A 26,769-nucleotide genomic window follows, 5' to 3' on the forward strand; every position below is an offset into this window, starting at 1 on the left:
GGCACAGCCAGTCCACTGTGCCGTCCCGGCAGACCAGGGCGGCGGTCTGCATGTCTCCGATGAGTGCGTAATCCTCGATGCGCCCGGCCACGTGCATCTCCAGTCGAACGGCCATGTCGCCCCATAGGGCATTACTGCTGGTCAAGAGGGGGTCGCGAGGTGTTGTTGTGGGGGAACCCGCGAACTCGGTACCTCGCCCGGAGCGAGTGTCCGTGCAGGATACGACGCACCGGAATGATCTGCGCGACGGTCTCATCAACGCTCATCACCGCGCCGGAGCCGAACGGGTGCGGTGTGAGGGGCCTGCGGCGATCGTGTGTCGTGAATGTGCAGCATGTGGCCGAAAGTCTGTGCAGTGTGTGGCCGGAAGCAGGCCCCCTTTGTCGCTGATACCCTGGTAGCCCGTGGACCGGTGGTCGTCCGCAACAGCAGACGAGGCCCCCGAACCGCAGTGACGGCGTCTCCGGAGTCTCCGGACGGCAGCGCCGGCACGCACCTCACGATCGCGACCACGGGAGCCCCCTTTGGCTATGCAGCCCACATCCACGACGACCAAGCACATCTTCGTCACCGGGGGTGTCGCCTCATCGCTCGGCAAGGGTCTGACTGCCTCCAGCCTCGGTGCCCTGCTCAAGGCGCGCGGCCTTCGGGTCACGATGCAGAAGCTCGACCCGTACCTGAACGTCGACCCGGGCACGATGAACCCCTTCCAGCACGGTGAGGTGTTCGTCACCAACGACGGCGCCGAGACCGACCTGGACATCGGCCACTACGAGCGCTTCCTCGACGTCGACCTCGACGGTTCCGCCAACGTCACCACCGGCCAGGTCTACTCGCAGGTGATCGCCAAGGAGCGGCGCGGCGAGTACCTCGGTGACACCGTGCAGGTCATCCCGCACATCACCAACGAGATCAAGCACCGCATCCGCCGCATGGCCACCGACGACGTCGACGTCGTCATCACCGAGGTCGGCGGCACGGTCGGCGACATCGAGTCGCTGCCGTTCCTGGAGACCGTCCGCCAGGTCCGCCACGAGGTCGGCCGGGACAACGTCTTCGTCGTGCACATCTCGCTGCTGCCCTACATCGGCCCGTCCGGCGAGCTCAAGACCAAGCCGACCCAGCACTCGGTCGCCGCGCTGCGCAATATCGGTATCCAGCCGGACGCCATCGTGCTGCGCGCCGACCGTGACGTACCGACCGCCATCAAGCGCAAGATCTCGCTGATGTGCGACGTCGACGAGGCCGCCGTGGTGGCCTGCGTGGACGCCAAGTCGATCTACGACATCCCCAAGGTGCTGCACACCGAGGGCCTGGACGCCTACGTCGTGCGCAAGCTCGACCTGCCGTTCCGCGATGTCGACTGGACCACCTGGGACGACCTGCTGGACCGCGTCCACAATCCCGACCACGAGGTCGTCGTCGCGCTCGTCGGCAAGTACATCGACCTGCCCGACGCCTACCTCTCGGTCACCGAGGCCATCCGGGCCGGCGGCTTCGCCAACAAGGCCAGGGTCAAGGTCAAGTGGGTCGCGTCCGACGACTGCAAGACCCCGGCCGGTGCCGCCAGGCAGCTCTCCGACGTCGACGCGATCTGCGTCCCCGGCGGCTTCGGCGACCGCGGTGTCAACGGCAAGATCGGCGCCATCCAGTACGCCCGTGAGAACAAGGTGCCGCTGCTCGGCCTCTGCCTCGGTCTCCAGTGCATCGTGATCGAGGCCGCGCGCAACCTGGCCGAGATCCCCGACGCCAACTCCACCGAGTTCGACGCCGCCACCGCGCACCCCGTCATCTCGACGATGGAGGAGCAGCTCGCGTACGTCGAGGGCGCGGGCGACCTGGGCGGCACCATGCGGCTCGGCCTGTACCCGGCGAAGCTCGCCGAGGGCTCGCTGGTCCGTGAGGCGTACGAGGACCAGCCGTACGTGGAGGAGCGCCACCGCCACCGCTACGAGGTCAACAACGCCTACCGCGCCGAGCTGGAGAAGAAGGCCGGTCTGGTCTTCTCCGGCACCTCCCCGGACAACAAGCTCGTCGAGTACGTCGAGTACCCGCGCGAGATCCACCCCTACCTGGTCGCCACCCAGGCGCACCCGGAGCTCCGCTCCCGCCCGACCCGCCCGCACCCGCTCTTCGCGGGCCTCGTGAAGGCGGCCGTCGCGCGCAAGACGGGCGTCGGCGCCGGTGCCGGGCAGGGCGCCGCGCCGGGCAAGTAGTCCGGCGGTGCACAGGCATTAACGTTGACCGGGGTACGGATCCGCCGAGGATGTGTGCCCCGGTTTCTGTTTCATGTGGGAGGACGTAGATGGGTTTCCAGGACACGCCCGAGGAGTGGCAGGTCACCGCGACCGAGACGCCCTTCACCGGCAACAAGACCAGCGTCCGCACCGATGAAGTGGTGATGCCCGACGGCACGGTCGTACGCCGCGACTACCAGGTCCACCCGGGCTCGGTCGCCGTGCTCGCGCTCGACGAGGAGAACCGGGTCCTCGTGCTGCGGCAGTACCGCCACCCGGTGCGCCACAAGCTCTGGGAGATCCCTGCCGGACTGCTCGACGTCCCCGGTGAGAACCCGCTGCGCGCCGCCCAGCGCGAGCTCTACGAGGAGGCGTACGCCAAGGCCGAGGACTGGCGGGTGCTCACCGACGTCTACACCACACCGGGCGGCTGCGACGAGGCCGTACGGATCTTCCTGGCCAGGCATCTCTCCGAGGCTGACGGGGAGCGCTTCGAGGTCTTTGAGGAGGAGGCCGACATGGAGCTGGCCCGGGTGCCGCTCCAGGAGCTGGTGCGGGGCGTGCTGGCCGGGGATCTGCACAACAACTGCCTTGTGGTGGGTGTTCTCTCGCTCGCGGCGGTGCTCGCCGGTGACGGAATCGACTCGCTGCGGCCGGCCGAGGCGCCGTGGCCGGCCCGCCCGTTCGATGCCTGACCATTCCTGTCACGGCCCGACGGTTCGTGAGGGCCGTCCGCCGTTCGGCGGCCCACGGAGGCCGCCGAACGGAGGCCGCCGAACGGTTCACTGACGCCCTCCGATCAGAAAAGATGCTCATCCGATCGGGGGACCTCTGCGCCCCGCTCCACGGAATTCGCCCACACGCCTGAACTACGCTCGGAATGCCCTGACCGGAGTCCCGGCGGGCAACGCGTGCAGCGAAGTGGAGCGTGGCCCGTGACGGATCAGGCGGTGGACACCAGCGGCCCGGCCAAGGCGGCGGGAACCGAGGAGCCCTCCGGCGCCGCACCACCCCAATTCTTCGGCCGCGAACGTGAGTTGAAAGCGCTGCGAGCCGACATCGAGCGCGCCGGACTGGACACCATGGCCGGCCGCAAGGCGGCCCGCGCCCGGGTCCTGCTGATCGCCGGACGCCCCGGCTCCGGACGCACCGCGCTCGCCGGCGAACTCACCCGCCGGCTGCTCTCCACCGACGACTACGCGGACGGACTGCTGAGGGCCCGGCTCACCGACCCCGGCGGCGCGCCGGTCCCCACCGAACGCACCGCCCGGGAGCTGCTCGACCAGCTGGGCGTGACGGGGCCGCCCGGCGCGGACGGGGACGAACTCTCCGAGCTGGTCCGTGAGGCGCTCGCCGGGCGCCGCGTCCTGCTGCTCCTCGACGACGCCGTGGACGCGGAACAGGTCGACCCGCTGCTGCCGGACAATCCTGACTGCCTGGTCGTCGCCACCTCCGGGGGCCCGCTGACCGGGATCCCGGACGTGCGCCCCTGCACCCTCGGCGGCCTGGACGCGGGCTCCGCCGTCCGGCTGCTCGCCCGCATCATCGGCCAGGTCAGGATCACCGTCGACCCGCGGACCGCGGAGACCCTCGCCGAGGAGTGCGGCGGGCTGCCGGCCGCGCTGGTGATGGTCGGCGGCTGGCTCGCCGCCCGGCCCATGGCCTCGGTCGCCGATGTCACCAAGCAGCTGCGCGGGCTGCCGGAGGAAACGGAACAGTCCGACGGTGTCCGCCCGCTGGCCCGCGCCTTCCGGCTGGTCCACGACTCCCTGCCGGCGACCGCCGCCCGGATACTGCGCCTGCTCGCCCTGGCTCCCGCCGGACTCGCCGACGCCCACACCGCCTCCGCGCTGGCCGGCTGCTCCGTCTCGGCAGCCCGGACGACCCTCGACGACTTCGTGGCCCTGGGGCTGCTGCGCAGCAATGGGGCGGATGAGCCGCAGTACGAGGTGCCCGGCTGCCTCGCCCCGCTGCTGCGGGCGCTTCTGGAGGCCACGGACCGGCCGGCGGAGATCCAGCTCGCCAGGGCCCGGATGCTGGAGCGGACCGTACGGCTGCTGCACTCCTGCCGGGCGGTCACCGACCCCGAGGGTTCCGCGGCCCGCCGCAAGCTCGCCGGGCTGCCGCGCTCGCTGCGTTTCCCCGGCCCCGACGCGGCCGCCGCATGGCTGCGGACCCACCGGCCCGCCCTGCTGGCGTCGGCCCAGGTCGCCGTCGAGGACGGTGAACTGGACACGCTGGCAAGGCGGTTGGTGGCCGCGTTGGTGCGGGCGCTGGCCGTACATCAGGGCACCGAGGCCGCCGCGCCCGAGCTGTACGGACTGCACGGTCTGGTCCTGGCCGTCGCGGAGCGGCGCGACCTGCCGCGCGAGCGGGCCGCCGCGCTGCTCAACCTCGCCGACCTCGACGCGAGGACCGGCCGCACGCGGGAGGCGCTGATCCGCTACCGGTCCGCGCTGGACGCCGGGCGGGCGGCGAAGGACCCGTACGCCATCGGCCGCGCGATGGAATCCGTAGGCGGCGCATATGCCGAGCTGGGGGACTTCCAGCGGGCCTCCGACTGGTACGGCCGGGCGCTGGCGCAGCGGCTCACCCAGGGCGAGCGGGCCGACGAGGCGCGGCTGTACGGGCGGCTCGGCGCCGTCCATACCTATGCGGGGCGGTACGGCGAGGCGCTGCGGAACTGGCGGGCCGCCGCAGCCGGGTACCGCAGGCTCGGCGACGTACCGGCGCAGGCGCGGGCGCTGAGCGAGGCGGCGCGGGTGCAGGAGTACGCGGGGCGGCCGCGCGAGTCGCTGCACACCTGCCAGCAGGCCGTCGAGTGGGCCAGGAGGGCCCGGGACGTACGGCTGCAGGCGGCGCTGGAGCTGCGGCTGGCCGACACGCTCGACCGGCTCGGCGACCCGGCTGCGGCCCGGCTGCACCGGGGTCTGGCCGACAGATTGCTGGGCGAGGAGAGTCCGGCCTGCGAAATCCGTAGTGCGGTGACAGAAAATTAATGCTTTGTAAGGCTAGACAGCGCGAAGCCCTTCATTAGAATGGCTCTACCGCGTCAGTTCGCGGTGTCTCCATTTACGCAGTGTCTATCCGGGTATGTGTAGCTATGTCCGGGTAACCCTCTGAGTCAAGGACCGTGATCGACGTGAAGGTCGGCATCCCCCGCGAAGTCAAGAACAACGAGTTCCGCGTGGCGATCACGCCCGCCGGTGTGAACGAGCTCGTACGCCACGGCCACCAGGTCGTCGTCGAGGAGAACGCCGGAGCCGGCTCCTCCATCACGGACGAGGAGTACGTCGCCGCCGGGGCGCAGATCCTCCCCACCGCCGACGAGGTCTGGGCCACCGCCGACCTGCTGCTCAAGGTCAAGGAACCGGTCGCCGAGGAGTACCACCGTCTGCGCAAGGACCAGACGCTCTTCACCTATCTGCACCTCGCCGCCTCCCGTGAGTGCACGGACGCGCTGCTGGAGTCGGGCACCACGGCCATCGCGTACGAGACGGTCGAGACCGCGAACCGCGCGCTGCCGCTGCTCGCCCCGATGTCCGAGGTCGCGGGCCGGCTGGCCCCGCAGGTCGGCGCCTACCACCTGATGCGCTCGGTCGGCGGTCGCGGCGTGCTGCCGGGCGGCGTCCCGGGCACCGCGCCCGCCGAGGCCGTCGTCATCGGTGGCGGCGTCTCCGGCTGGAACGCCACGCAGATCGCCGTCGGTCTGGGCTTCCATGTCACGCTGCTCGACAAGGACATCAACAAGCTGCGCGAGGCCGACAAGGTCTTCGGCACCAAGGTGAAGACGGTCGTCTCCAACGCCTTCGAGCTGGAGAAGGCCGTCATCGAGGCCGACCTCGTCGTCGGTGCCGTGCTCATCCCCGGTGCGAAGGCCCCGAAGCTGGTCACCAATGAGCTCGTCGCCAAGATGAAGCCCGGAAGTATACTTGTCGACATTGCAATCGACCAGGGCGGTTGCTTCGAGGACTCGCACCCGACGACGCACGCCGAGCCGACCTTCAAGGTCCACAACTCGGTCTTCTACTGTGTCGCGAACATGCCGGGCGCGGTGCCGAACACCTCCACGTACGCCCTCACCAACGCCACGCTGCCGTACATCCTGGAGCTCGCCAACCGCGGCTGGGTCGAGGCTCTGCGTCGTGACGCGGCACTCGCCAAGGGTCTCAACACCCATGACGGGCAGGTCGTTTACCGTCAGGTGGCCGAGTCGCACGGTCTGGAGCACGTCGAGCTCAGCTCGCTCCTCGGCTGACGGGTCAACACTTCCCGTCAACCTGACGAGTCCGGCCGGACCTTGCCGAGCAAGGTCCGGCCGGACTCGTGTCGGGCCCCCGCCGGATCTTCGTTCAACTCGTCTTGAACGTAACTCTTCAGCCGATTCGTGCACCCGTTAAAAGTGTGCCCAGGTGGCTGCGTGCCCTTGACAGGGAGGTGTTCGATTGCCGACACATCGGGCCGGGTCCGGCGGATTGTGTTGCTGCGGACCGGTGACACGCCATAGAGTCGCCAATCGTCGGCATGGTGCCACGCTGACCTATCGATAAAGTTTCCTGGTCACGTCCAAGGAGGTAAGACGACTTGTGAATGAGTCGACAATTACTCCCAGGGGTGTTCAACCAGGGATGCCTGCACGGGGCCAGAGCCCGAACGAGCTGGAGGCTGTCGGCTCCGTCGCTGTCCGCACCTTCGCCACCAACCAGCACATGACGACAGCCCCCCAGATGATGGACGGCCTACACGTGAACGCCATGGCCGGCAACGAGAGTGGCCGAGATTCCGCCCACTTCGCCGACTTCGACGAGGTGCCCCAGGGGCACTTCTACGACCCCGACGCCGAGTACGAGCCCGACCCGGAGTACGCGGCCACCCTCGCGCCCGACGCTGCCCGCCAGCGCCGCGAGCGGGTCGGCCCGACCGGTCGGCCCCTGCCCTACTTCCCGATCCCGGGCCCGCTGACCGATCACGGCCCCGCGAAGATCATCGCGATGTGCAACCAGAAGGGCGGCGTGGGCAAGACCACGTCGACCATCAACCTGGGTGCCGCGCTCGCGGAGTACGGGCGCCGCGTCCTGCTCGTCGACTTCGACCCGCAGGGAGCACTGTCGGTCGGACTCGGCGTCAACCCGATGGAGCTCGACCTCACGGTCTACAACCTGCTCATGGAGCGGGGCATGTCGGCCGACGAGGTCCTGCTGAAGACCGCGGTCCCGAACATGGACCTGCTGCCCAGCAACATCGACCTGTCGGCTGCCGAGGTGCAGCTGGTGAGTGAGGTGGCCCGGGAGTCCACGCTGCAGCGCGCCCTGAAGCCGCTGCTGGCCGACTACGACTACATCGTGATCGACTGCCAGCCCTCGCTGGGTCTGCTCACCGTGAACGCCCTGACGGCGGCCCACAAGGTCATAGTGCCGCTCGAGTGCGAGTTCTTCGCGCTGCGAGGTGTGGCGCTGCTCACCGAGACCATCGAGAAGGTCCAGGAGCGGCTCAACCCGGATCTGGAGCTCGACGGCATCCTCGCCACCATGTACGACTCCCGTACGGTGCACAGTCGCGAGGTCCTCGCGCGCGTCGTCGAGGCATTCGACGATCACGTCTACCACACGGTCATCGGGCGCACCGTGCGCTTCCCGGAGACCACGGTCGCCGGTGAACCCATCACCACGTACGCCTCCAACTCGGTCGGTGCCGCCGCCTATCGCCAGCTCGCCAGGGAGGTGCTCGCCCGGTGTCACGCCGAGTGAGTCTGCCCGGGGCCGACGAACTGTTCCGTACCACCGGGGGGATGGGGCTGCAGGCATCGTCCCCCGGCGACCGGCGGCGCAAGGCGAACGGCGAGGCCCGGGTGCCCGGACCGGCCGGCGAGAGCGATGCCGGGACCGATGGGGCCGCGGCGGGCGCGGCGGAGACCGCCACGCGGGAGGAGCACTCCGCGGCGGACACCGACGCGGGGGAGTCGCGCAGCCGCGGCGGTGACGGCGGCCGGGGCGCGGTGGCGGGGCAGCCGGGGCGCAGGCCCCAGCAGTCCGTGCCGCCCGCACAGCCCTCTGCACAGCCGTCCACGCAGGCGCCCGCTCAGTCGCCCGCTCAGGATGCGGCTCCCGCCGCCGCCGTTCAGCAGCAGCGCAGGCGCGGAAGCGGGCGCGGGGCGAACCGGCGGCCCAGCGGCCGGGAGCGGCACGACGAGAAGATCACCGTCTATGTCTCGGCCGAGGAACTGATGGACCTCGAACACGCCCGGCTGGTGCTGCGCGGAGAGCACGGGCTCGCGGTCGACCGCGGGCGGATCGTCCGCGAGGCGGTGGCGGTGGTTCTCGCGGACCTGGAGTCGAGGGGCGACGCGAGCATTCTCGTGCGGCGGCTGCGCGGTCGCTGACCGGACAGGCCCTAACCTGCCCGGAGCGCCGCCGCCGGCCCGGCGGTCCGGCCCCTCCGTACGGGCCACCCGGCCGTTGCCCGTATCCCGCTGCCCCTGGACCCTCATGCCGACGACCGACGAGCCCGCTCGTACCCCTCGACGCCCTTTGGGCCGCGGCCCGGGCGGCCGGGCCGTGCCGTCGGGCGTCGGGGGCGGTGCAGCCGCCGCCCCGCCGCTCCCCGGAACCGGGGAGGCGCCCCCGGCCCCGGCGGTGGCCGATGCGGCGGCCGATGCGCCTGCCGTGCCGGTTTCCCCCGTACCGCCTCCCGAGCCGGCCGACGACGGGCGGTTCACCGTACGGCTGGCGAACTTCGAGGGGCCCTTCGATCTGCTCCTGCAGCTCATCTCCCGGCACAAGCTGGATGTGACCGAAGTCGCACTGTCCAAGGTCACCGACGAATTCATGGCGCACATCCGCGCGATGGGGCCGGACTGGGACCTGGACCAGGCCACCGAGTTCCTCGTCGTCGCCGCGACCCTGCTCGATCTGAAGGCCGCCCGGCTGCTGCCCGCCGCCGAGGTGGAGGACGAGGCGGACCTGGCGCTGCTCGAAGCCCGGGACCTGCTCTTCGCCCGGCTGCTCCAGTACCGCGCGTACAAGCGCATCGCCGAGATCTTCAGCGACCGGCTGGAGTCGGAGGGGCGGCGCTTCCCGCGGACCGTGGGGCTGGAGCCGCACCACGCCGAGCTGCTGCCCGAGGTCGTCATCCGCATCGGGGCCGCGCGGTTCGCCGGGCTGGCCGCGAAGGCGATGCAGCCGAAGCCCGAGCCGCAGTTGTACGTCGACCACATCCACGCACCGCTGGTCAGTGTGCGGGAACAGGCCGGGATCGTGGTGGCGCGACTGCGGGAGGCGGGGGAGACGAACTTCCGGGTGCTCACCGAGGACGCCCGGGACACCCTCACCGTCGTCGCCAGGTTCCTCGCGCTGCTGGAGCTCTACCGTGAGAAGGCCGTCGCGCTCGATCAGGACGAGGCCCTCGGGGAGCTTCTGGTGCGCTGGGCCGGGGCAGAGGGGGCCGAGCCCGTCGTGACGGACGAGTTCGACTCCGAGGTGACCGGGGCGCGGGACGTCCAGGAGGATGTGAAGGCATGAGTCAGCAGGACACCACCGGCTCCACCGTCGCGGACCTTGATCTCAAGCCCGCTCTGGAGGCCGTCCTCATGGTTGTCGACGAACCCGCCACCGAGGAGCACCTCGCCAAGGTGCTGGAGCGGCCCCGCAGAGCCGTCGCGGATGCGTTGCGCGAACTCGCCGATGAGTACACCGTGCAACGCAGGGGCTTCGATCTGCGGCTGGTCGCGGGCGGCTGGCGCTTCTACACCCGCCCCGAGTACGCGGCGGCCGTCGAGGGCTTCGTCCTGGACGGCCAGCAGGCCCGTCTCACACAGGCGGCCCTGGAGACCCTCGCCGTGGTCGCGTACCGCCAGCCGGTCAGCCGGTCCCGGGTCTCCGCGGTCCGCGGAGTGAACTGTGACGGGGTCATGCGGACCCTGCTCCAGCGGGGCCTCGTCGAGGAAGCGGGCGCGGAACCCGAAACAGGTGCGATCCTGTACAGGACGACGAATTACTTTCTGGAGCGGATGGGCCTGCGTGGCCTGGATGAGCTCCCGGAGCTCGCGCCCTTCCTCCCCGAGGCGGACGCGATCGAGGCTGAGACGCCAGAGGGTGTGCCGTCGTTCGATCCGGACGCACCGGACACCCCGGATACTCACGCAGACGACAAGACGGAATTTTGATGCGAAGCAGTGGCAGGAACAGCGGAAGCGGCAGCGACAGGAGCGGCGGCAACCGGAATCCCCGGGGTGCCGGCGCCGGACGCGGCGGCAAGCAGGAGCAGCGGCCCGGTCGGCCCCGGCCCGAGGAGCGCCGCTACGACGTGGGCTCCACCGGAGAGAAGAGCGGCGAAGGACCCCGCAAGGGGCGCGGCGCGGCGGCCCGCGGCGGCGCCAAGGGCGGCCCGAAGCCCGCGCAGTCCGGTGGCCGGAGCGGTGGCCCGCGTCGCCAGGGCGCCCCGTCCCGTCCGCGCGAGCTCGACGCCAAGATCGAGCAGCGCAACCGGGACAGGTACGCGGGCAAGCCCGACATCAGGACGCCCAAGACCTTCCCGGGCGCCGAGCAGGAGGGCGAGCGGCTGCAGAAGGTCCTCGCCCGGGCCGGCATGGGATCGCGCCGCGCGTGCGAGGAACTGATCGAGCAGGCCCGCGTCGAGGTCAACGGCAAGATCGTCGTCGAGCAGGGCATGCGCGTCGATGTGCACAAGGACGAGATCAAGGTCGACGGTCTGACCGTGGCCGCCCAGTCGTACCTCTTCTTCGCGCTGAACAAGCCCGCCGGTGTCGTCTCCTCCATGGAGGACCCGGACGGCCGCCAGTGCCTCGGCGACTACGTCACCAACCGTGAGACGCGGCTCTTCCACGTCGGCCGGCTGGACACCGAGACCGAGGGCATCATCATGCTCACCAACCACGGTGAGCTGGCCCACCGTCTGACCCACCCCAAGTACGGGGTGAAGAAGACCTACCTCGCTGCCATCCAGGGACCGCTCCCGCGTGATCTGGGCAAGCGGCTCAAGGACGGCATCCAGCTGGAGGACGGCTACGCCCGCGCCGACCACTTCCGGGTCGTCGAGAACACCGGCAAGAACTACCTGGTCGAGGTGACCCTCCACGAGGGCCGCAAGCACATCGTCCGCCGGATGCTGGCCGAGGCCGGCTTCCCGGTCGAGCGGCTGGTACGGACGTCCTTCGGGCCGATTCCGCTGGGCGACCAGAAGTCCGGCTGGCTGCGCCGCCTCACCAACACCGAGGTCGGCATGCTGATGCGCGAGGTCGGTCTGTAAGAACGTCCGCTCCACGGCCCGCGGCCGATTCCTGCTTTCGATTTTCGAACAGGAGTCGGCCGCGGGCCTTTTGCTGTCACGGCTCCTCCTTTATAGTCAGAATGACTATTAAGGAGGCGGGAGTGAGTCTCGCGGATGTCCTCGATCCCCTGCAGCAACCCCTGGTGACGATCCTCGACACCCCGGTCACCGACCACGAGGGCGTCGCCTTCGAGGACGACGGGCTGCGCGACGGCGAGGAGCTGCGGCCCTGGATGACCGACCGATTCCGGGCCGAACTCACCCGTACCGGAAGGAGGTTCATCGAACTCACCGGAACCCACCAAGAACGCCTGGACACCGCGGTCGCCGCCGTCGAAACCCTGCTCGCCGCCGGCTGGAACTTCGCCGCGCCTCTGCCGGGGCACCGATGAGCACCGGTGCCCCCGCGGGCTACGACCCGTACGCCTTCGAACCCTTCGCGGTCACCGTCGACCTCGCCGTCTTCACGGTCCGCGACACCCGGCTGAACGTCCTGCTCGTCGAACGGGGCGAGGACCCCTACAAGGGCCACTGGGCCCTGCCCGGCGGCTTCGTCCGGCCCCGCGAGTCCGCCGAGTCCGCCGCCCGCCGGGAGCTCGCCGAGGAGACCGGCCTGACCGAGGGCACCGTTTCCGCCTTCCACCTGGAACAGCTGCGCACCTACAGCGAACCGGACCGCGACCCGAGGATGCGGGTCGTCTCCGTCGCCTACGCCGCACTCGTCCCCGACCTTCCCGAACCCCGCGGCGGCGGTGATGCCGCCAACGCCCGGTGGTGGGACGCCGAAGCCCTCGGCCCGCTCGCCTTCGACCACGACCGCATCCTCGCCGACGCCCACGACCGTGTCGGGGCCAAACTCGAATACAGCTGCCTGGCCACCGCCTTCTGCCCGCCCGAATTCACCCTGGGGGAACTCCAGCAGGTGTACGAGACGGTCTGGGGCGTCGAGCTGGACCGGCCCAACTTCCGGCGCAAGGTCCTCACCACACCCGGCTTCGTCCAGGCCGTGGAGGGACCACCGCGCCGCACCGGCGGACGGGGAAAGCCGGCCGCTCTCTACCGGGCGGGTGCCGCTACCGCCCTGCACCCTCCACTCCTGAGACCGGAAGGAAGAACCACGTGATCGTGACCAGGACCATCACCAAACAGGCCGCCACCGGCGCACTGACCGGGCTCGCGCTCGGCGACGCACTGGGCTTCCCGACCGAGTTCAACAACGTTCCGTCGATCCTCGCCAAGTGCGGGCCGTGGCGGCAGATGCGGCTGCCGAAGCCGGCGATCGTCAGCGACGACACCCAGATGACGCTGGCCCTGGGGCGGGGCATCCGCACCGCCATGGACCGCGGGCTGCTCACCCCGCTGCGGCTGGTCCGCCCGGTGCGCGAGGAGTTCGTCGACTGGTACCACTCGCCCGACAACAACCGCGCCCCCGGCCGCACCTGCATGACCGCCTGCCGCCTGCTCGACAGCGACCGGCTCTGGCAGGAGGCCGGCCAGACCGGCTCGAAGGGCTGCGGCGCCACCATGCGGGTCGCGCCGGTCGGGCTCGTTCCGGGCCTGAGCGAGGAACAGCGCTCCGGCTCCGCCCAGTTGCAGGCCGCCCTCACCCACGGACACCCGACCGCGCTCGCCGCGTCCGACCTGATGGCCCGCGCGGTGTACCTGCTGGCGCAGGGCGCGGAGCCGACGGGCCTGATCGGGCAGCTGCGCAGCTACGCGTACGAGAACAGCGGACGCTACCTCACGCGCTGGCTCGGCGACCTGTGGCGGTACGCGGGCGATTCCTCGCCGGAGCAGTACATCCAGCGCGGCTGGGACGAATGCCTCGCAGCCCTGGCCCGCGTCCAGGACGCACTGCGCGACCCGTCCCCGGAGACCGACCCCTGCGAGGCGACCGGTGACGGCTGGATCGCCGAGGAGTCCCTGGCCACGGCCCTCCACTGCTTCCTGCTCTTCCCCGAGGAACCCGTCACCGCGCTGCGCCGGGCCGCCTGCACCCGGGGCGACTCGGACTCCCTCGGCTGCCTGACCGGTGCGCTCGTCGGGGCACACCTGGGGGCGGCGGCCTGGCCCAAGGAGTGGTCGGAGCGGATCGAGTACCGGAGCGATCTGCTGGCGTTGGGGGCGCTCTGGGATTCTTGACCCATGCGTACGGACACCAAGCACCTCGCCGCGGCCGGGCTGCCGGTCATGGACCTCGGCCCGGTCCTCGCCGAAGAACGCCATCCGCTGCTGTTCGCCACGGTCTCCGGGGCGCATTTGTACGGGTTCCCCTCCAAGGACTCGGACGTGGACCTCCGGGGGGTCCATCTCCTGCCCGCGGAGGACCTCGTGGGTCCGCGCGAGGCCGAGGAGACGCGCTCGCGGATAGGGGACCGGGACGGGGTCGAGATGGATCTCGTCACGCACGACCTGCGGAAGTTCGTCCGGCTGATGCTGAAGCCGAACGGCTACGTGCTGGAACAGCTGCTCTCGCCGCTGGTCGTGCACACGAGCGAGCCGCACGCGGAACTGGTGGACCTGGCGCCGGGTGTGGTCACCCGTAACCACGCCCACCACTACCGGGGGTTCGCCCACACCCAGTGGCGGCTCTTCGGGAAGACCGGTGAACTGAAGCCGCTGCTGTACACGTTCCGGGCGCTGCTCACCGGGATCCACCTGATGCGCAGCGGTGAGGTGCGGGCGCATCTGCCGAGCCTTCTCGGGGAGGTGGTGGCGCCCGCGTATCTGCCCGAACTGATCGACGCGAAGGCCGAGGCGGAGCACGGGGGAGCGGGGGATGTGGCCGGTGCGGTGGTGTCCCGGGACGTCGAGGCGCTGCACGGGGTGCTGGACGAGGCCCAGGCGGAATCGGCGCTGCCTGCAATGGCCGGCGGCTTCGAGGGGCTGCACGATCTCGTGGTGCGTGCGCGGTTGGCGGGGTGGACGTCCCGGCCCTCGGGCGCCGGACGGGCCTGACCCTCCGTTCCGTTCACCCGTGGTCGGTGCTCAGCGCGGATGCCCGGCGGGTACGGATCAGGAAGTCCTCCACCCGGGCCCGGTCCGGCTCAGGGGGGAGCGGGGAGTTCTTCGACGCCTCGTCGTTCTCCTCGACGAGGCGGTTCATGCGGCGTTCGACGACCTCCCACGGCACCTCGCCCCGTTTCACCGCCAGCAGCTCCTCCCGGGCCGCGCCCACCTCGATCGTGAGCTCGCCGGTGCGCAGCAGGTCCCGGCCACTGCTCAGGAGCCGCAGCAGGTGCATGGCGTGCTTCCAGCGCGGCGCACCGTACTGCCGTACGTCCGCCTCCAGCTTCCCGCGCTGGCCCGACGCGTAGCGGACGAACGTCCGGTGGGCCAGCCGGGACAGGAACGCGCCGCGCAGGGAGAGGAGTTCACGGCCCACGGCGTCGACGTGCTCCACCAGCGGTGAGTGCAGGCACTCCAGCACATTGGGGTTGGCGCGCAGCGCCAGCTCGCAGAAGCGTTCCAGCTCCCACGAGAACTGCTCCTGTGCCGGGCCCTCCACATGCGTCGGCGGCTTCTCGAACCGCCAGAACAGCGGGGTCGGCGCGAGGAACACGCCGCGCCGGTCGGTGTCGCTCCCCTCCGTGGCGAGCCCGAAGGCGCGTGAGCCCATCACGCAGGAGTAGACCGTATGGTCGCGTACGAGAGCCCCGGGATCAGGAGTGATCATGCCGGCGAGGGTACGGGAGCGAAAACGGGTTGCACCGGGGATTCCATGCGCCGCGGCCCCGGCCGTGAGGCGCCCGGCTCACGTGGCAGAAGCCCGGGTTCTGATCGGCATTGTCGATAAATCATTCCTTCCGGAAAGGCAGAACCATGGCGGGGGCCTTCGCCACCGGACGGAACCCACCGGCCGACGCGCTCCGTGAAGTGGGCGTCACTGCCCCGTCTCACTGGGAGAGCACTCCGGCCGCCCGCGGCCCCGCCCCTCTAGGCTGATCAAGCAGGGAGATCACGCAGCCGGACAGCAGGCGCGACATGTACGAAGAGGCGAGGAGCACGACGTGGCGGTACGAGCGGTCCGTGGAGCCGTCCAACTGGAACAGGACGAGGCCGGACACATGGGCGAACAGGTCGGCACCCTGCTCACCGCCGTCCTGGAGCGCAACAGCCTCGTCGCGGACGACCTGATCAGCATCTGGTTCACGGCCACCCCCGATCTGCACAGCGACTTCCCGGCCGCCGCGGCGCGCGGGATCGGTATCGTCGACGTACCGCTGATCTGCGCCCAGGAACTGGACATCGTGGGCGCCATGCCCCGCGTGGTGCGGATTCTCGCGCACGTCGAGACGTACCTCCCCAAGTCCGAGATCGCGCACGTGTACCTCGGCGCCACCGCCGCTCTCCGCAAGGACATCGCCCAGTGAGAACCGCCCTCGTCATCGGAACGGGCCTCGTCGGCACCTCCGCAGCCCTCGCTCTGGCCGGGCGCGGCATCCATGTACACCTCGTCGACCACGATCCGGAATCGGCCCGCACCGCCGCCGCGCTCGGCGCCGGTACGGACGAGGTGCCCGAGGGCCGCGTCGACCTGGCGATCATCGCCGTGCCGCCCGCCCATGTCGCCCCGGTGCTGGCCACCGCCATGCGGGACGGCGTCGCCCGCGGCTACCTCGACGTCGCCAGCGTCAAAGGCGGCCCGCGCCGCGAGCTGGAGGCCCGCGGCGTCGACCTCACCCCGTACATCGGTACGCACCCGATGGCCGGCAAGGAGCGATCCGGCCCCCTCGCCGCCACCGCGGACCTCTTCGAGGGCCGCCCCTGGGTCCTCACCCCGACCCGTGACACCGACACCGAGGTCCTCAACCTCGCCCTGGAGCTGGTCGCGCTCTGCCGCGCCGTCCCGGTCGTCATGGACGCCGACGCCCACGACCGGGCCGTCGCCCTGGTCTCCCACACCCCGCAGCTGATCTCGTCGATGGTCGCCGCCCGGCTGGAGGAGGCCGACGAGACCGCCGTACGCCTCTGCGGCCAGGGCATCAGGGACGTCACCCGGATCGCCGCCTCCGACCCCCGGATGTGGGTGGAGATCCTCTCCGCCAACCCGGGCCCGGTCGCCGACGTACTGGCCGGGGTCGCCGCCGATCTGGACGAGACGGTACGGGCGCTGCGCGGTCTGCAGTCCGGTGACGACGACAAGCGCCGCGAAGGCACCGAGGGCATCGAGGACGTACTGCGCCGCGGCAACGCGGGCCGTGTCCGGGTGCCCGGCAAGCACGGGACGGCCCCCGCCTCGTACGAGATCGTGTCCGTGCTCATCAGCGACCGGCCGGGCGAACTGGCCGAGATCTTCGCCGACGTGGGCCAGGCCGGGGTCAACGTCGAGGACGTCCGTATCGAGCACGCCACCGGGCAGCAGGCGGGCCTGGTCCAGCTGATGGTCGAACCGAGCGCGGCCGCCGAACTGAGCGCGGCGCTGCGCGAGCGGGGCTGGTCGATACGCCAGTAGGCCCGGGGCGGCCCCGGGAGGAGGTTGTCCACAGGGGTGCAGAGGACCGCTCCGGCACTCGGTAACCTTGTGCGGGGCGGGTTCGCGCGCCCCCGTCCCGCCCGCCCCGTGAACCAGGAAGGTGTCCACCACCGTGGAAACCGCAAGCGCCGCCGCCCGGACGGCCCCGGCCGCAGTGATCGTCGCCATCGACGGCCCCTCCGGCACCGGCAAGTCGAGCACGTCCAAGGCCGTCGCCGCTCAGCTCGGCCTGAGCTACCTGGACACCGGCGCCCAGTACCGGGCGATCACCTGGTGGATGCTGAACAACGGCATCGACGTCCAGGACACGATGGAGGTGGCGACCGCCGCCGCCAAGCCGTTGATCGTCTCCGGCACGGACCCGGCCGCGCCGACGATCACCGTCGACGGCGAGGATGCCTCGGGCCCGATCCGCACCCAGGAGGTCACCTCCAAGGTCAGTGCCGTCAGCGCGGTCCCCGAGGTGCGTACCCGGATCACCGAGTTGCAGCGCACCATCGCCGCCGCGGCCGACCAGGGCATAGTGGTCGAGGGCCGTGACATCGGCACCACGGTGCTGCCCGACGCCGACCTGAAGATCTTCCTCACCGCATCGCCGGAGGCGCGTGCCGCCCGCCGCAGCGGGGAGATCAAGGGCTCCGACCTCTCCGCCACGAAGAAGGCGCTGATCAAGCGGGACGCGGCCGACTCCGGCCGCAAGACCTCCCCGCTGGCCAAGGCGGACGACGCCGTCGAGGTGGACACCACCGAGCTGACCCTCCAGCAGGTCATCGAGTGCGTCGTCACCCTCGTCGAGGAGAAGCGGGCCGCGAAGTGACCCGACCCACGGGCACGCCCGCGCCGCGCGGTGCGGCGGTCGGGCGCGGGATCGGCATCGGGCTGATGTACGGGCTGTGGAAGCCCCGCGTTCTCGGCGCGTGGCGGGTTCCCGCCTCCGGACCCGTCATACTCGCGGTGAACCACTCACACAACATCGACGGCCCGATGCTGATGGGCACCGCGCCCCGGCCCGTCCACTTCCTGATCAAGAAAGAGGCGTTCATCGGCCCGCTCGACCCGTTCCTGCGCGGGATCGGGCAGCTGAAGGTCGACCGTACGACCGTCGACCGCACCGCCATCACCCACGCCCTCGGCGTGCTGAAGAACGGCGGGGTGCTCGGCATCTTCCCCGAGGGCACCAGGGGCGAGGGCGACTTCGCCTCACTGCGCGCCGGGCTCGCGTACTTCGCGGTACGCAGCGGGGCGCCGATCGTGCCCGTGGCCGTACTGGGAAGCACCGAGCGCCGCGGACGGTTGATATCGGCACTGCCGCCATTGCGCAGCCAGGTCGATGTCGTGTTCGGCGAAGCCTTCGACGCGCAAGAGGGGGCGCGCAGCCCGGACAACGGTGGTGGCGGGCGAGGGGCGGGCGGAAGCGGCCGGCGGACCCGGAAGGCGCTGGACGAGGCGACGGTACGGATCCAGGGGCGGCTGACCGCCCATCTGGACGAGGCCAGGCGTTTCACCGGGCGTAGGTAAGACTTGAGTAGTGGGCCGCGTGGTCGTGGCCCATCGATGATGATGCAAAGAGGAACGGACTTCATGAACGACCAGATTCACTCCGACGGCTCGGACCACGAGCACGGAGCGCTTGGCGACGCCGAGTACGCGGAGTTCATGGAGCTCGCCGCGGAGGAGGGCTTCGACGCCGAAGAGGTCGAGGGCGCGATCGGTGAGGCCGGTCACGGACCCCTTCCGGTGCTCGCCGTCGTCGGCCGTCCCAACGTCGGCAAGTCGACACTGGTGAACCGGATCATCGGCCGCCGTGAGGCGGTCGTCGAGGACAAGCCCGGCGTCACCCGCGACCGCGTCACCTACGAGGCCGAGTGGGCGGGCCGCCGCTTCAAGGTCGTCGACACCGGCGGCTGGGAGCAGGACGTGCTGGGCATCGACGCCTCGGTCGCCGCCCAGGCCGAGTACGCGATCGAGGCCGCCGACGCGGTCGTTTTCGTGGTCGACTCGACGGTCGGCGCGACCGACACCGACGAGGCCGTCGTCAAGCTGCTGCGCCGGGCGGGCAAGCCCGTCGTGCTGTGCGCCAACAAGGTCGACGGACAGAGCGGCGAGGCGGACGCCACCGCGCTCTGGTCGCTCGGTCTCGGCGAGCCGTACCCGGTCTCCTCGCTGCACGGCCGCGGCACCGGTGACCTGCTCGACGCCGTACTCGAAGCGCTTCCGGAGGCCCCAGCGCAGCGCTTCGGCACCGTGATCGGCGGACCGCGCCGGATCGCGCTCATCGGCCGTCCGAACGTCGGCAAGTCCTCGCTGCTGAACAAGGTGGCGAACGAGGACCGCGTCGTCGTCAACGAGCTCGCGGGCACCACCCGTGACCCGGTCGACGAGCTGATCGAGCTCGGCGGCATCACCTGGAAGTTCATCGACACGGCCGGTATCCGCCGCCGCGTCCACCTCCAGGAGGGCGCGGACTACTACGCCTCGCTGCGTACCGCCGCCGCCGTGGAGAAGGCCGAGGTCGCCGTCGTCCTGATCGACGCCGCCGAGTCCATCAGCGTCCAGGACCAGCGCATCATCACCATGGCCGTGGAGGCCGGGCGTGCCCTGGTGATCGCGTACAACAAGTGGGACACCCTCGACGAGGAGCGCCGCTACTACCTGGAGCGCGAGATCGAGACGGAGCTCGCGCAGGTCGCGTGGGCCCCGCGGGTCAACGTCTCCGCGGTCACCGGCCGTCACATGGAGAAGCTGGTCCCGGCGATCGAGACCGCCCTCGCCGGCTGGGAGTCCCGCGTCCCCACCGGTCGGCTGAACGCCTTCCTCGGCGAGATCGTCGCCTCCCACCCGCACCCCGTCCGCGGCGGCAAGCAGCCCCGGATCCTCTTCGGCACCCAGGCGGGCACCAAGCCGCCGCGCTTCGTGCTGTTCGCCTCGGGCTTCCTGGAGCACGGCTACCGACGCTTCGTCGAGCGCCGGCTGCGCGAGGAGTTCGGTTTCGACGGCACTCCGATCCACATCTCGGTGCGGGTCCGTGAGAAGCGCGGTCGCAACAAGTAGCACGCTGGCCTCATGACGGAGCCCCGGGCCGTTTCGGGTCCGAAACGGCCCGGGGCTCCGTCATGAGGCCAGGCCCCTCACGATCCCGATCCCGGAGGCAGAGCCGCGGGCTGGGACCGCCCGGAGTGCCGCCCCACCCGCTGCCAGGAACCGAGACCGCTGGTGTGCGTGCTCGGGCCGCCGCCGTGCCCCGAGGTCCCGCTGTGGACGGAGAGACCGACCGAGAGGGCGGAGGAGTGGCCGGAGGAGTGGCCGGAGTGGCCGCTCAGGGGAACGCGGCTGCCGAAGAACCCACTGCCGAAGGCCACGAAGCCGAGATTCTCCTCGCCGCTGCGATCGCCCGGAAGCGCCCGGAACGACCGGCGGTACTCGGAGTACAGCGCGTCGTAGATCGGGGTGTGGGACTGACCGCCCGATGGGTCCTGCGCGGGGCGCATGGCAGGGATCGGGCTCGGGCGCTGATGGGAGGAGTCGTATGAGTGCACGTATGTGCCAACGACCCCACCGGCCCTCGGATGCGGGCCCGGCGGAGAAATAGCTGTTCGCCGCGGGTGCGAAGAGCCTACGGCCACGATCAGGTCCCGGCCAGCGGCATCGCGGCGGCGACCAGGAGCCCGCCGACGGCGGCCCTGTCCAGGGCGTCGCGCAGCAGGTCCTCGCGGGGCTGCTGTCCGATCACCCCTGCCGGGGCGGCGAAGACGAGCACCGTCTGCGACTTGTTGGCGGCGGACCGCCAGCCCTCGGTGACCTGGAGCGGAGCATGCGCCTGCCACCAGGCGACCGGGGCGCCGCCGTCGGTGCCCGGCTGGAGCACGGCATGCAGCTGGCCCATGGCGAGCAGGATCGACCAGCCGTGCAGCACCGCGGGCATCTGGTCCATCCGGTGGACCGGCTGGAAGCCCTGCTCCAGCAGCAGCTGAAGGAATTCGTCGCCCCGGCTGCCGTCCGTGCCGGGGCGGGCGATCGCGCCGGTCGGTTCGACGACGAGGGCCGGGTGGAGCTCGTCGTCGATCAGGACGAGGCCGCTGGTGACTCCGAGGACGGCCTGTTCGGCGCCGGGGCCCTCCGCCTCGCTGCCGGTGATGCTGCGTACCGCGCCCTGCAACTGGTCCTCGGCGACCTGGACGACCTGCGAGGGGATGCAGGTCGCGTGCGCGAAGGCGAGGACGGCGGTCTCGTCGCCGACGAAGAGCACCGTGCTGGTGCGTTCCTGTTCGGAGTCGCCGGGGGTGCGGCAGGAGGTGCAGTCGTAACTGCCTGGGGTGTTGTCGCCGACGAGCAGCCGGTCGGCTTCGGCATCGCCGATCTCGGCGCGTACGTCCTCGCTGACGTCGAGCATGCGCGGCACGGTTGGCTCCTCGAACTCGGTGCGTGCGCCGGGCGGTTCCCGGCTCATGAAGAAGACAACGGACGATCCGTGGCCGGGGTCACGCGAGAAAGGGAACGTAATCGAACCATCCGGCGCAGAGGGTGAATCTAAGGATCCGAGAGGTCATTTCTTGCCTATTCGTCCCGGTTGTTCATGCAGCGGTGTGGTCGACTCGACCGTGGGCGGGTTCACCGATACATAGACAAATCAGGATATCGGGTGACCATAGGAGTGGCTGAAACTGACTTGTTTCCGGAGTGAACCGCGAGCCAGTTTCTGCCGTCATGGCAAGTGGTGTCCGCCTCCGACCAGCCGATCCAGGAGATATGGCGTTTCATGCACATTTCTTTCCTGCTCCACAACGCCTACGGAGTCGGGGGAACGATCCGTACCACGTTCAATCTCGCCGCGACGCTGGCCGAGCACCATGAGATCGAGATCGTGTCGGTCTTCCGGCACCGGGACGTCCCCGCACTCGGTGCCCCCGCGGGTGTGCGCCTGAAGCACCTCGTCGACCTGCGCAAGAAGAGCCCGACGTACGACGGCGACGCCGCCGAATACGCCCGCCCCGCAACCGTGTTCCCGCGTGGTGACAGCAGGTACCGGCAGTACAGCAGGCTGACCGACGCGCGGGTGGCGGATCATCTGCGCTCCCTCGACGCGGATGTGGTGGTCGGAACCCGGCCCGGACTCAATGTGCAGATCAGCAGGCAGACCCGGCGCGGTCCGGTCCTGATCGGGCAGGAGCACCTCACCCTCGACAGCCACAGCTACCGGTTGCGCCGCGAGATCGGGCACCGCTATGCCCTGCTCGACGCGATCACCACCGTCACCGAGGCCGACGCGCGTGCCTACCGGAGCGGGTTCAAGCTGCCCGGCGTGCGGATCGAGTCCATTCCCAACAGCGTGCCCGCGCCGGGCATCGCACCCGCCGACGGCACCAGCAAATGGGTGATCGCCGCGGGCCGGCTGCACAAGGTAAAGCGGTACGACCTCCTGGTCCGGGCGTTCGCCGACGTGGTCGCCGTCCGTCCGGACTGGCGGCTGCGCATCTACGGCGGCGGCGACGCGACCGGGAACGAGCGCCAGGCGCTGCTCGCGCTCATCGGTGAACTCGGCCTGCACAACCATGTGTTCCTGATGGGGTCGGTCAACCCGCTGGAGGCCGAGTGGCCCAAGGGGGCGATCGCCGCGGTCACCTCGGACCGCGAGTCCTTCGGCATGACCATCGTCGAGGCGATGCGCTGCGGACTGCCGGTCGTCGCCACCGACTGCCCGCACGGGCCCCGCGAGATCATCGAGGATGGCACCGACGGACGCCTGGTGCCGGTGGGCGACGCGGCGGCGGTGACGGGCGCCCTGCTCGGACTGATCGACAACGACGAGGCACGGCACCGTGCGGGCCGCGCCGCACTGGCCGCGGCGCAGCGGTTCGACCCGGCGCGGATCGCCGAACGCCACGAGCGGCTCTACACCGAACTCGCCTCCCGGGCACCGCGCGACCGCGCGCACGGCGCTCTGCGCACCACATTGCACCGCACCCGCGGCATGGTGCTGGACGGGGCGTACGCCCTGCGCTACAAGACCGCCGACGTCATCCGTAAGGGGAAGCCCGCATGACCGCCTCCAAGGAGCGACCGACGCCACGGGCCGACTGCACGGTGGGTGCCGACGGCAGGATCGTCTTCGACCTCGACCTCGACCTCGGCTCCGACCGGTACCAGGACGGGGAGGCGCCCGAGCTGCTGCTCCGGCGGCGCGGCGCCGAGGGCGGTGACGGCACGACCGTCCGGCTGCCCCTGAGCCGGCTCGGCGGCCGGCTGCGAGCGGTACTGCCGGGCACCGCAGAGCCCGCCGAGGGCCGCTGGGACGTTTATGTGCGTGAGCCGGGCACGAACGACGGCGAAGCGGTGGCCGTCGAGCCCGGGATCAGGGATGTGCGGCTGCTCATGGACCGCACACCGGACGCCGGGCGGATCGCGGTCAGCATTCCGTACCCGACCGCGGACGGCCGGCTCGCCGTTCGCTGCTGGCTCCGCGCGCCGCACGCCGAGGCCGGGCCGGTCACCTTCGGCCGGGACGGAATGACCGTGGAGGGCGCGCTGTACGGGACCCTCCTGGGCGACGGCGCCCGCGTCGAGGCGCGGCGGGCCGGCGCCCCCGACCGGACGTGCCGGGTACCGGTCACCGGGGAGGCGGGCGCGTTCTCCTTCACGCTGCCCCTGGACCGGCTGGTCACCGGGCCGGTCACGGAGCGGCGGCTGTGGACGCTCTGGCTGGTGCCCGGGACGGCGGACGGGGCGGGGACGGGCGGGAAGCCCGTGGACGGCGTCCGGATCTCCCGCATCCTGGACGACGTCTGGGACCGCAGGAACAGCTTCGTCTACCCAGGCTGCGACGTCGGGGAGGGTGCCCGTGCCGTCCCCTGCTACTCGGGCGACAACGACCTCTGTGTACGGATCGAACCGGCCCCGGCGCCGACCGGCTAGGCCGATCGCGGACAGAGGCTGTCCGTAACTCCTGGCAGACTCGTCCCATGTTGGAGACCTCGGCACGGCTGCTCCGCCTGCTCTCACTGCTCCAGGCGCACCGGGACTGGTCGGGCGCCGATCTCGCCGACCGGCTCGGAGTCACCCCGCGGACCGTCCGGCGTGACGTCGACAAGCTGCGCGAACTGGGCTACCCGGTCAACGCCAGCCCCGGCACCGGCGGCGGATACCAGCTGGGCGCCGGCGCCCAGCTGCCGCCGCTGCTTCTCGACGACGAGGAGGCCGTCGCCGTCGCCGTGGGGCTGCGCACCGCGGCGGGAAACGGCGTCGAGGGCATCGGTGAGGCATCCGTACGCGCTCTGGCCAAGCTCGAACAGGTGCTGCCGGACCGGCTCCGGCGCCGGGTGAGCGCGCTGAACACCTTCACCGTCCCGCTGCTCCGCGGACCCGGTGCGTCCACCGCCGATCCTGGAGTCCTCACCGAACTGGCCGGAGCCTGCCGGGACGGCGAACGGCTGCGCTTCGCGTACCGGGACCACTCCGGCTCCGAATCGCGCCGGGTCGTCGAACCGCATCGGCTGGTGTGCACCGAGCGCCGCTGGTACCTCGTCGCCTGGGACCTGGACCGGGCGGACTGGCGTACGTTCCGCGCGGACCGGATCACCCCCACACCGCCGCACGGCCCCCGGTTCACCCCCCGCGACGCACCGGCCGAGGATCTGGCCGCCTATGTCTCGAAGGGGATCTCCACCACCGTGTACGCGAGCCGTGCGGTGATCCGGCTGAAGACCGGGATCGAGCGCGCGGCCGAATGGATCTCGCCGTCCTCCGGGGTGCTGGAGGCGGAAGGTGCCGACAGCTGTCTGATGCGCACCGGGGCCCCGAGCCTCGAGGTGCTGGTCATCCACGTCATGATGCTGGGCATCGACTTCGAGGTCGTCGAGCCGCCGGAGCTCAATGACGCGATCAGGGCGGCCAGGAACCGGCTGTCCCGGGCCCTGGACTGAGCGCCGCCACCGCCGTCCTTCCGATGCGGGGGCCGATGGGGCGGTTCGCGGACGCGTCACGGATGGCTCGGGTTGTCCGTTATACGGGCGACTGTGCGGGGGAGCGGGGTCTCCCCGGTCCGTGATGCGGATTTTGTGACCAGAAGATAAGGGTGCCATAAGGAAGCGTGAATTCCCGGTGGCTTACCCAATTGCGCGAGTTATTCGGTGCGGAAATTTAATCGGCTCGGCCGTGGGTATTCTGTTTTGTTTTCAGGCCTTCCGCGTGATCGTTTCAGGGGCTGTGTGATTACTGTGTGTCGGGTCCGGGACCACAAGTCCGGGTGGCGTGATTCACGCGGAACGAGTGTCGTGATCCTGTGACACAAGCGTGACCGGCGGGGGATGCCGGGATGCCGCGCGACGGTCGGTGACCCGGCTTCCGCCGCGGTCCGGGGCCGCCTACGGTGGGGTGTATGGCACCTCTACCGAGCCCTCCCGCCCAGCCCGACGACACACCCGGTGCGTATGTCGGCCTCACCGTCGACGCAGCCGGAGAGCGGGCCCGCAGGCATGGCTGGACGACGGTCAGATCCCTGCCGCCCGGCGCGATCATCACCATGGAGTTCCGGGCCGGGCGGATCAACTTCGAGGTCGACGAGGCCGTCGTCACCCGCTGCTGGGTGGGCTGAGCCCCGGACACGAGTGAGGGCCCCGACCGGAGTCGGGGCCCTCACTCGTGTCCGGGGCAGCGGCTGTGCGTACCGGCCCCGTGGCTTCCGGTGTGTTCAGCCGCCGGACATCGGGCGGGCCGGGGCCGTGCCGCCGTGCGGTGTGCGGCGGCTGCCGGCAGGCGTGACAGGGGTCCGCTCCGAACGCACCAGATGCGTGGGGGCGGGCGGGTGCGCCCGCGAGCGGGCGCCGGCGACCGTGCCCGTGGTGGCCGCCGTGTGTCCTCCGGCGGCGACCGGTTCCAGCGCCGGGCTCTCCACCGCGGTGTCGCCGCCGGCCGGCTGCGGGAGCACCACGGTCCGGGGGCCGCCGGCCGCGACGGGCATCGAGGGAACCGGACGGCCGCGTCCCCGCAGGGCCTCGCGCTGGGCGAAGATCCAGGTCTCGGCCCGGGTGATCAGCGGCTCGACCCAGGGCAGACCCAGCAGGATCAGCAGTCCCGCGGCCCAGCCGAGCAGCACATCGCTGAGCCAGTGCGTGCCGAGATAGACGGTGGTGAGCCCGACGCCGAGCGAGACGATGGCCGAGGCGGCCGACAAGTAGCGCCTGGCTTTCGGGGTGGTCGCCAGATAGGCGAGGATTCCCCAGGTCACCACCGCGTTGGCGGTGTGGCCCGAGGGAAATATATCGCCGCCGGCGAAGAGCTCCGCCGAGCCGATCTGCGTCGCGTAGTGCGGGCCGAGCCGCCCCAGGCCGATCTTGACCGCGCCGACCGTCGCATTGAGCAGCAGCAGCGAGGCGCCGAGCGTCAGCAGCGGCCGCAGCGTGTGCTGCCGCCAGGAGCGCCAGCCGAGCCAGCAGGCGACCATGGTGGCGGTGGGGCCACGCTGGCCGAGCACGATGTAGTAGTCGAGGAAGGCATGGATTTCCGGCCACTGCTGATAGGGCCGGAAGAGCATGACCTTCCAGTCCAGGGTCACCAGCCAGGAAGAGGTCAGCACGGCGACGACGATGGCGAGATAGAACGCCAACGTCCCGCAGAAGAGAGCGATGCGGTGACGGCTCATCCGCGGCGGCTCTATCTTCGGCGGCTCCGGCTCCCGGTCCAGGCGGGCAAAGATGTCGGTACGCACCCAATCGACGTTACAGCGAGTTAGTGCGCGAACAGGTCGATCCGGTCCCTTCGTGATGACGATGTGATGTG

General features: G+C 70.7%; 25 protein-coding genes and 1 pseudogene. 22 read left to right on the plus strand and 4 right to left on the minus strand.

Annotated features, from left to right (window positions below; translation table 11 throughout):
* The first annotated feature begins 530 nt into the window (after window positions 1–530).
* The 13 genes and pseudogenes from ACF08M_RS14245 to ACF08M_RS14305 all read left to right on the plus strand — a co-directional run bounded on the left by ACF08M_RS14245 (window position 531) and on the right by ACF08M_RS14305 (window position 14,480).
* Window positions 531–2,216 carry a CTP synthase gene (locus ACF08M_RS14245; protein WP_392185538.1) on the plus strand — a complete coding sequence of 562 codons (1,686 nt, stop codon included), beginning with the start codon at window positions 531–533 and terminating at the stop codon, window positions 2,214–2,216.
* A gap of 89 nt (window positions 2,217–2,305) precedes the next feature.
* Entirely contained in the window at window positions 2,306–2,932 is a 627-nt protein-coding gene (locus ACF08M_RS14250; RefSeq protein WP_392185539.1) for an NUDIX domain-containing protein, read from the plus strand.
* A 240-nt stretch (window positions 2,933–3,172) separates the two neighbouring features.
* Window positions 3,173–5,236, plus strand: coding sequence for a tetratricopeptide repeat protein (locus ACF08M_RS14255; protein ID WP_392185540.1), 2,064 nt, complete (start codon window positions 3,173–3,175; stop codon window positions 5,234–5,236).
* A gap of 143 nt (window positions 5,237–5,379) precedes the next feature.
* On the plus strand, window positions 5,380–6,495 hold the full coding sequence (gene ald, locus ACF08M_RS14260) for an alanine dehydrogenase (RefSeq protein ID WP_392185730.1): 1,116 nt from the start codon (window positions 5,380–5,382) through the stop codon (window positions 6,493–6,495).
* A 370-nt stretch (window positions 6,496–6,865) separates the two neighbouring features.
* The gene (locus tag ACF08M_RS14265; RefSeq protein WP_392185541.1) at window positions 6,866–7,984 is read left to right on the plus strand and encodes a ParA family protein; all 1,119 of its coding nucleotides are present in this window, start codon (window positions 6,866–6,868) and stop codon (window positions 7,982–7,984) included.
* Window positions 7,981–8,616, plus strand: a complete 636-nt coding sequence (locus ACF08M_RS14270) for a hypothetical protein (RefSeq protein WP_392185731.1) — start codon at window positions 7,981–7,983, stop codon at window positions 8,614–8,616. Before ACF08M_RS14265 ends, ACF08M_RS14270 begins: the two co-directional genes overlap by 4 nt.
* A 106-nt stretch (window positions 8,617–8,722) precedes the next feature.
* Complete coding sequence (locus ACF08M_RS14275; protein ID WP_392185542.1) at window positions 8,723–9,754, plus strand: segregation and condensation protein A; 1,032 nt, start codon at window positions 8,723–8,725, stop codon at window positions 9,752–9,754.
* On the plus strand, window positions 9,751–10,398 hold the full coding sequence (scpB, locus tag ACF08M_RS14280; RefSeq protein WP_392185543.1) for an SMC-Scp complex subunit ScpB: 648 nt from the start codon (window positions 9,751–9,753) through the stop codon (window positions 10,396–10,398). Before ACF08M_RS14275 ends, scpB begins: the two co-directional genes overlap by 4 nt.
* Window positions 10,398–11,501: a pseudouridine synthase gene (locus ACF08M_RS14285; protein WP_392185544.1), complete on the plus strand. Its 1,104-nt coding sequence runs from the start codon at window positions 10,398–10,400 to the stop codon at window positions 11,499–11,501. The genes scpB and ACF08M_RS14285 overlap by 1 nt, the downstream gene beginning before the upstream one ends.
* A gap of 185 nt (window positions 11,502–11,686) precedes the next feature.
* A pseudogene (locus ACF08M_RS14290) lies at window positions 11,687–11,914 on the plus strand (transcriptional regulator); the annotation flags it as partial.
* Window positions 11,911–12,645: an NUDIX domain-containing protein gene (locus ACF08M_RS14295; protein WP_392185545.1), complete on the plus strand. Its 735-nt coding sequence runs from the start codon at window positions 11,911–11,913 to the stop codon at window positions 12,643–12,645. The pseudogene ACF08M_RS14290 and the gene ACF08M_RS14295, both read left to right, overlap by 4 nt.
* A complete protein-coding gene (locus tag ACF08M_RS14300; RefSeq protein ID WP_392185546.1) occupies window positions 12,642–13,664 on the plus strand; it encodes an ADP-ribosylglycohydrolase family protein in 1,023 nt (340 codons plus the stop codon). Before ACF08M_RS14295 ends, ACF08M_RS14300 begins: the two co-directional genes overlap by 4 nt.
* 3 nt (window positions 13,665–13,667) lie before the next feature.
* Window positions 13,668–14,480 (plus strand): DNA polymerase beta superfamily protein, encoded by an 813-nt coding sequence (locus ACF08M_RS14305; RefSeq protein ID WP_392185547.1) that lies wholly within the window; start codon window positions 13,668–13,670, stop codon window positions 14,478–14,480.
* 13 nt (window positions 14,481–14,493) lie between these two features.
* Here the strand turns inward: ACF08M_RS14305 and ACF08M_RS14310 are convergent, their stop codons facing one another.
* Window positions 14,494–15,198 (minus strand): DNA polymerase beta superfamily protein, encoded by a 705-nt coding sequence (locus ACF08M_RS14310; RefSeq protein WP_392185548.1) that lies wholly within the window; start codon window positions 15,196–15,198, stop codon window positions 14,494–14,496.
* Window positions 15,199–15,532: 334 nt separating this feature from the next.
* Here ACF08M_RS14310 and aroH point away from each other — a divergent pair, with 334 nt between their 5' ends.
* The 5 genes from aroH to der all read left to right on the plus strand — a co-directional run bounded on the left by aroH (window position 15,533) and on the right by der (window position 20,049).
* A complete protein-coding gene (aroH, locus tag ACF08M_RS14315) occupies window positions 15,533–15,895 on the plus strand; it encodes a chorismate mutase (RefSeq protein WP_392185549.1) in 363 nt (120 codons plus the stop codon).
* A complete protein-coding gene (locus tag ACF08M_RS14320) occupies window positions 15,892–16,977 on the plus strand; it encodes a prephenate dehydrogenase (RefSeq protein ID WP_392185550.1) in 1,086 nt (361 codons plus the stop codon). Before aroH ends, ACF08M_RS14320 begins: the two co-directional genes overlap by 4 nt.
* A 121-nt stretch (window positions 16,978–17,098) precedes the next feature.
* Window positions 17,099–17,815 (plus strand): (d)CMP kinase, encoded by a 717-nt coding sequence (gene cmk / locus ACF08M_RS14325; protein WP_392185551.1) that lies wholly within the window; start codon window positions 17,099–17,101, stop codon window positions 17,813–17,815.
* 65 nt (window positions 17,816–17,880) lie between these two features.
* Window positions 17,881–18,516 carry a lysophospholipid acyltransferase family protein gene (locus ACF08M_RS14330; protein ID WP_392185732.1) on the plus strand — a complete coding sequence of 212 codons (636 nt, stop codon included), beginning with the start codon at window positions 17,881–17,883 and terminating at the stop codon, window positions 18,514–18,516.
* A gap of 63 nt (window positions 18,517–18,579) precedes the next feature.
* A complete protein-coding gene (gene der / locus ACF08M_RS14335; RefSeq protein ID WP_392185552.1) occupies window positions 18,580–20,049 on the plus strand; it encodes a ribosome biogenesis GTPase Der in 1,470 nt (489 codons plus the stop codon).
* A 77-nt stretch (window positions 20,050–20,126) separates the two neighbouring features.
* Here the strand turns inward: der and ACF08M_RS14340 are convergent, their stop codons facing one another.
* Together ACF08M_RS14340 and ACF08M_RS14345 are read right to left on the minus strand one after the other, a co-directional pair.
* Window positions 20,127–20,486, minus strand: coding sequence for a hypothetical protein (locus ACF08M_RS14340; RefSeq protein ID WP_392185553.1), 360 nt, complete (start codon window positions 20,484–20,486; stop codon window positions 20,127–20,129).
* A gap of 137 nt (window positions 20,487–20,623) precedes the next feature.
* Complete coding sequence (locus ACF08M_RS14345; protein WP_392185733.1) at window positions 20,624–21,397, minus strand: hypothetical protein; 774 nt, start codon at window positions 21,395–21,397, stop codon at window positions 20,624–20,626.
* 357 nt (window positions 21,398–21,754) lie between these two features.
* On the opposite strand from ACF08M_RS14345, the gene ACF08M_RS14350 reads away from it, so the two are divergent.
* From ACF08M_RS14350 to ACF08M_RS14365, 4 genes are all read left to right on the plus strand, one after another.
* Window positions 21,755–23,038 carry a glycosyltransferase gene (locus tag ACF08M_RS14350; protein WP_392185554.1) on the plus strand — a complete coding sequence of 428 codons (1,284 nt, stop codon included), beginning with the start codon at window positions 21,755–21,757 and terminating at the stop codon, window positions 23,036–23,038.
* The gene (locus ACF08M_RS14355) at window positions 23,035–23,907 is read left to right on the plus strand and encodes a transferase (RefSeq protein ID WP_392185555.1); all 873 of its coding nucleotides are present in this window, start codon (window positions 23,035–23,037) and stop codon (window positions 23,905–23,907) included. Before ACF08M_RS14350 ends, ACF08M_RS14355 begins: the two co-directional genes overlap by 4 nt.
* 47 nt (window positions 23,908–23,954) lie before the next feature.
* Complete coding sequence (locus ACF08M_RS14360; protein ID WP_392185556.1) at window positions 23,955–24,914, plus strand: helix-turn-helix transcriptional regulator; 960 nt, start codon at window positions 23,955–23,957, stop codon at window positions 24,912–24,914.
* Window positions 24,915–25,369: 455 nt separating this feature from the next.
* Window positions 25,370–25,585, plus strand: coding sequence for an I78 family peptidase inhibitor (locus tag ACF08M_RS14365; protein WP_392185557.1), 216 nt, complete (start codon window positions 25,370–25,372; stop codon window positions 25,583–25,585).
* 96 nt (window positions 25,586–25,681) lie between these two features.
* Here the strand turns inward: ACF08M_RS14365 and ACF08M_RS14370 are convergent, their stop codons facing one another.
* A complete protein-coding gene (locus tag ACF08M_RS14370; RefSeq protein WP_392185558.1) occupies window positions 25,682–26,698 on the minus strand; it encodes a phosphatase PAP2 family protein in 1,017 nt (338 codons plus the stop codon).
* Window positions 26,699–26,769 lie beyond the last annotated feature (71 nt).

Source organism: Streptomyces sp. NPDC015032 (genome assembly GCF_043080425.1).
Lineage (GTDB): Bacteria > Actinomycetota > Actinomycetes > Streptomycetales > Streptomycetaceae > Streptomyces.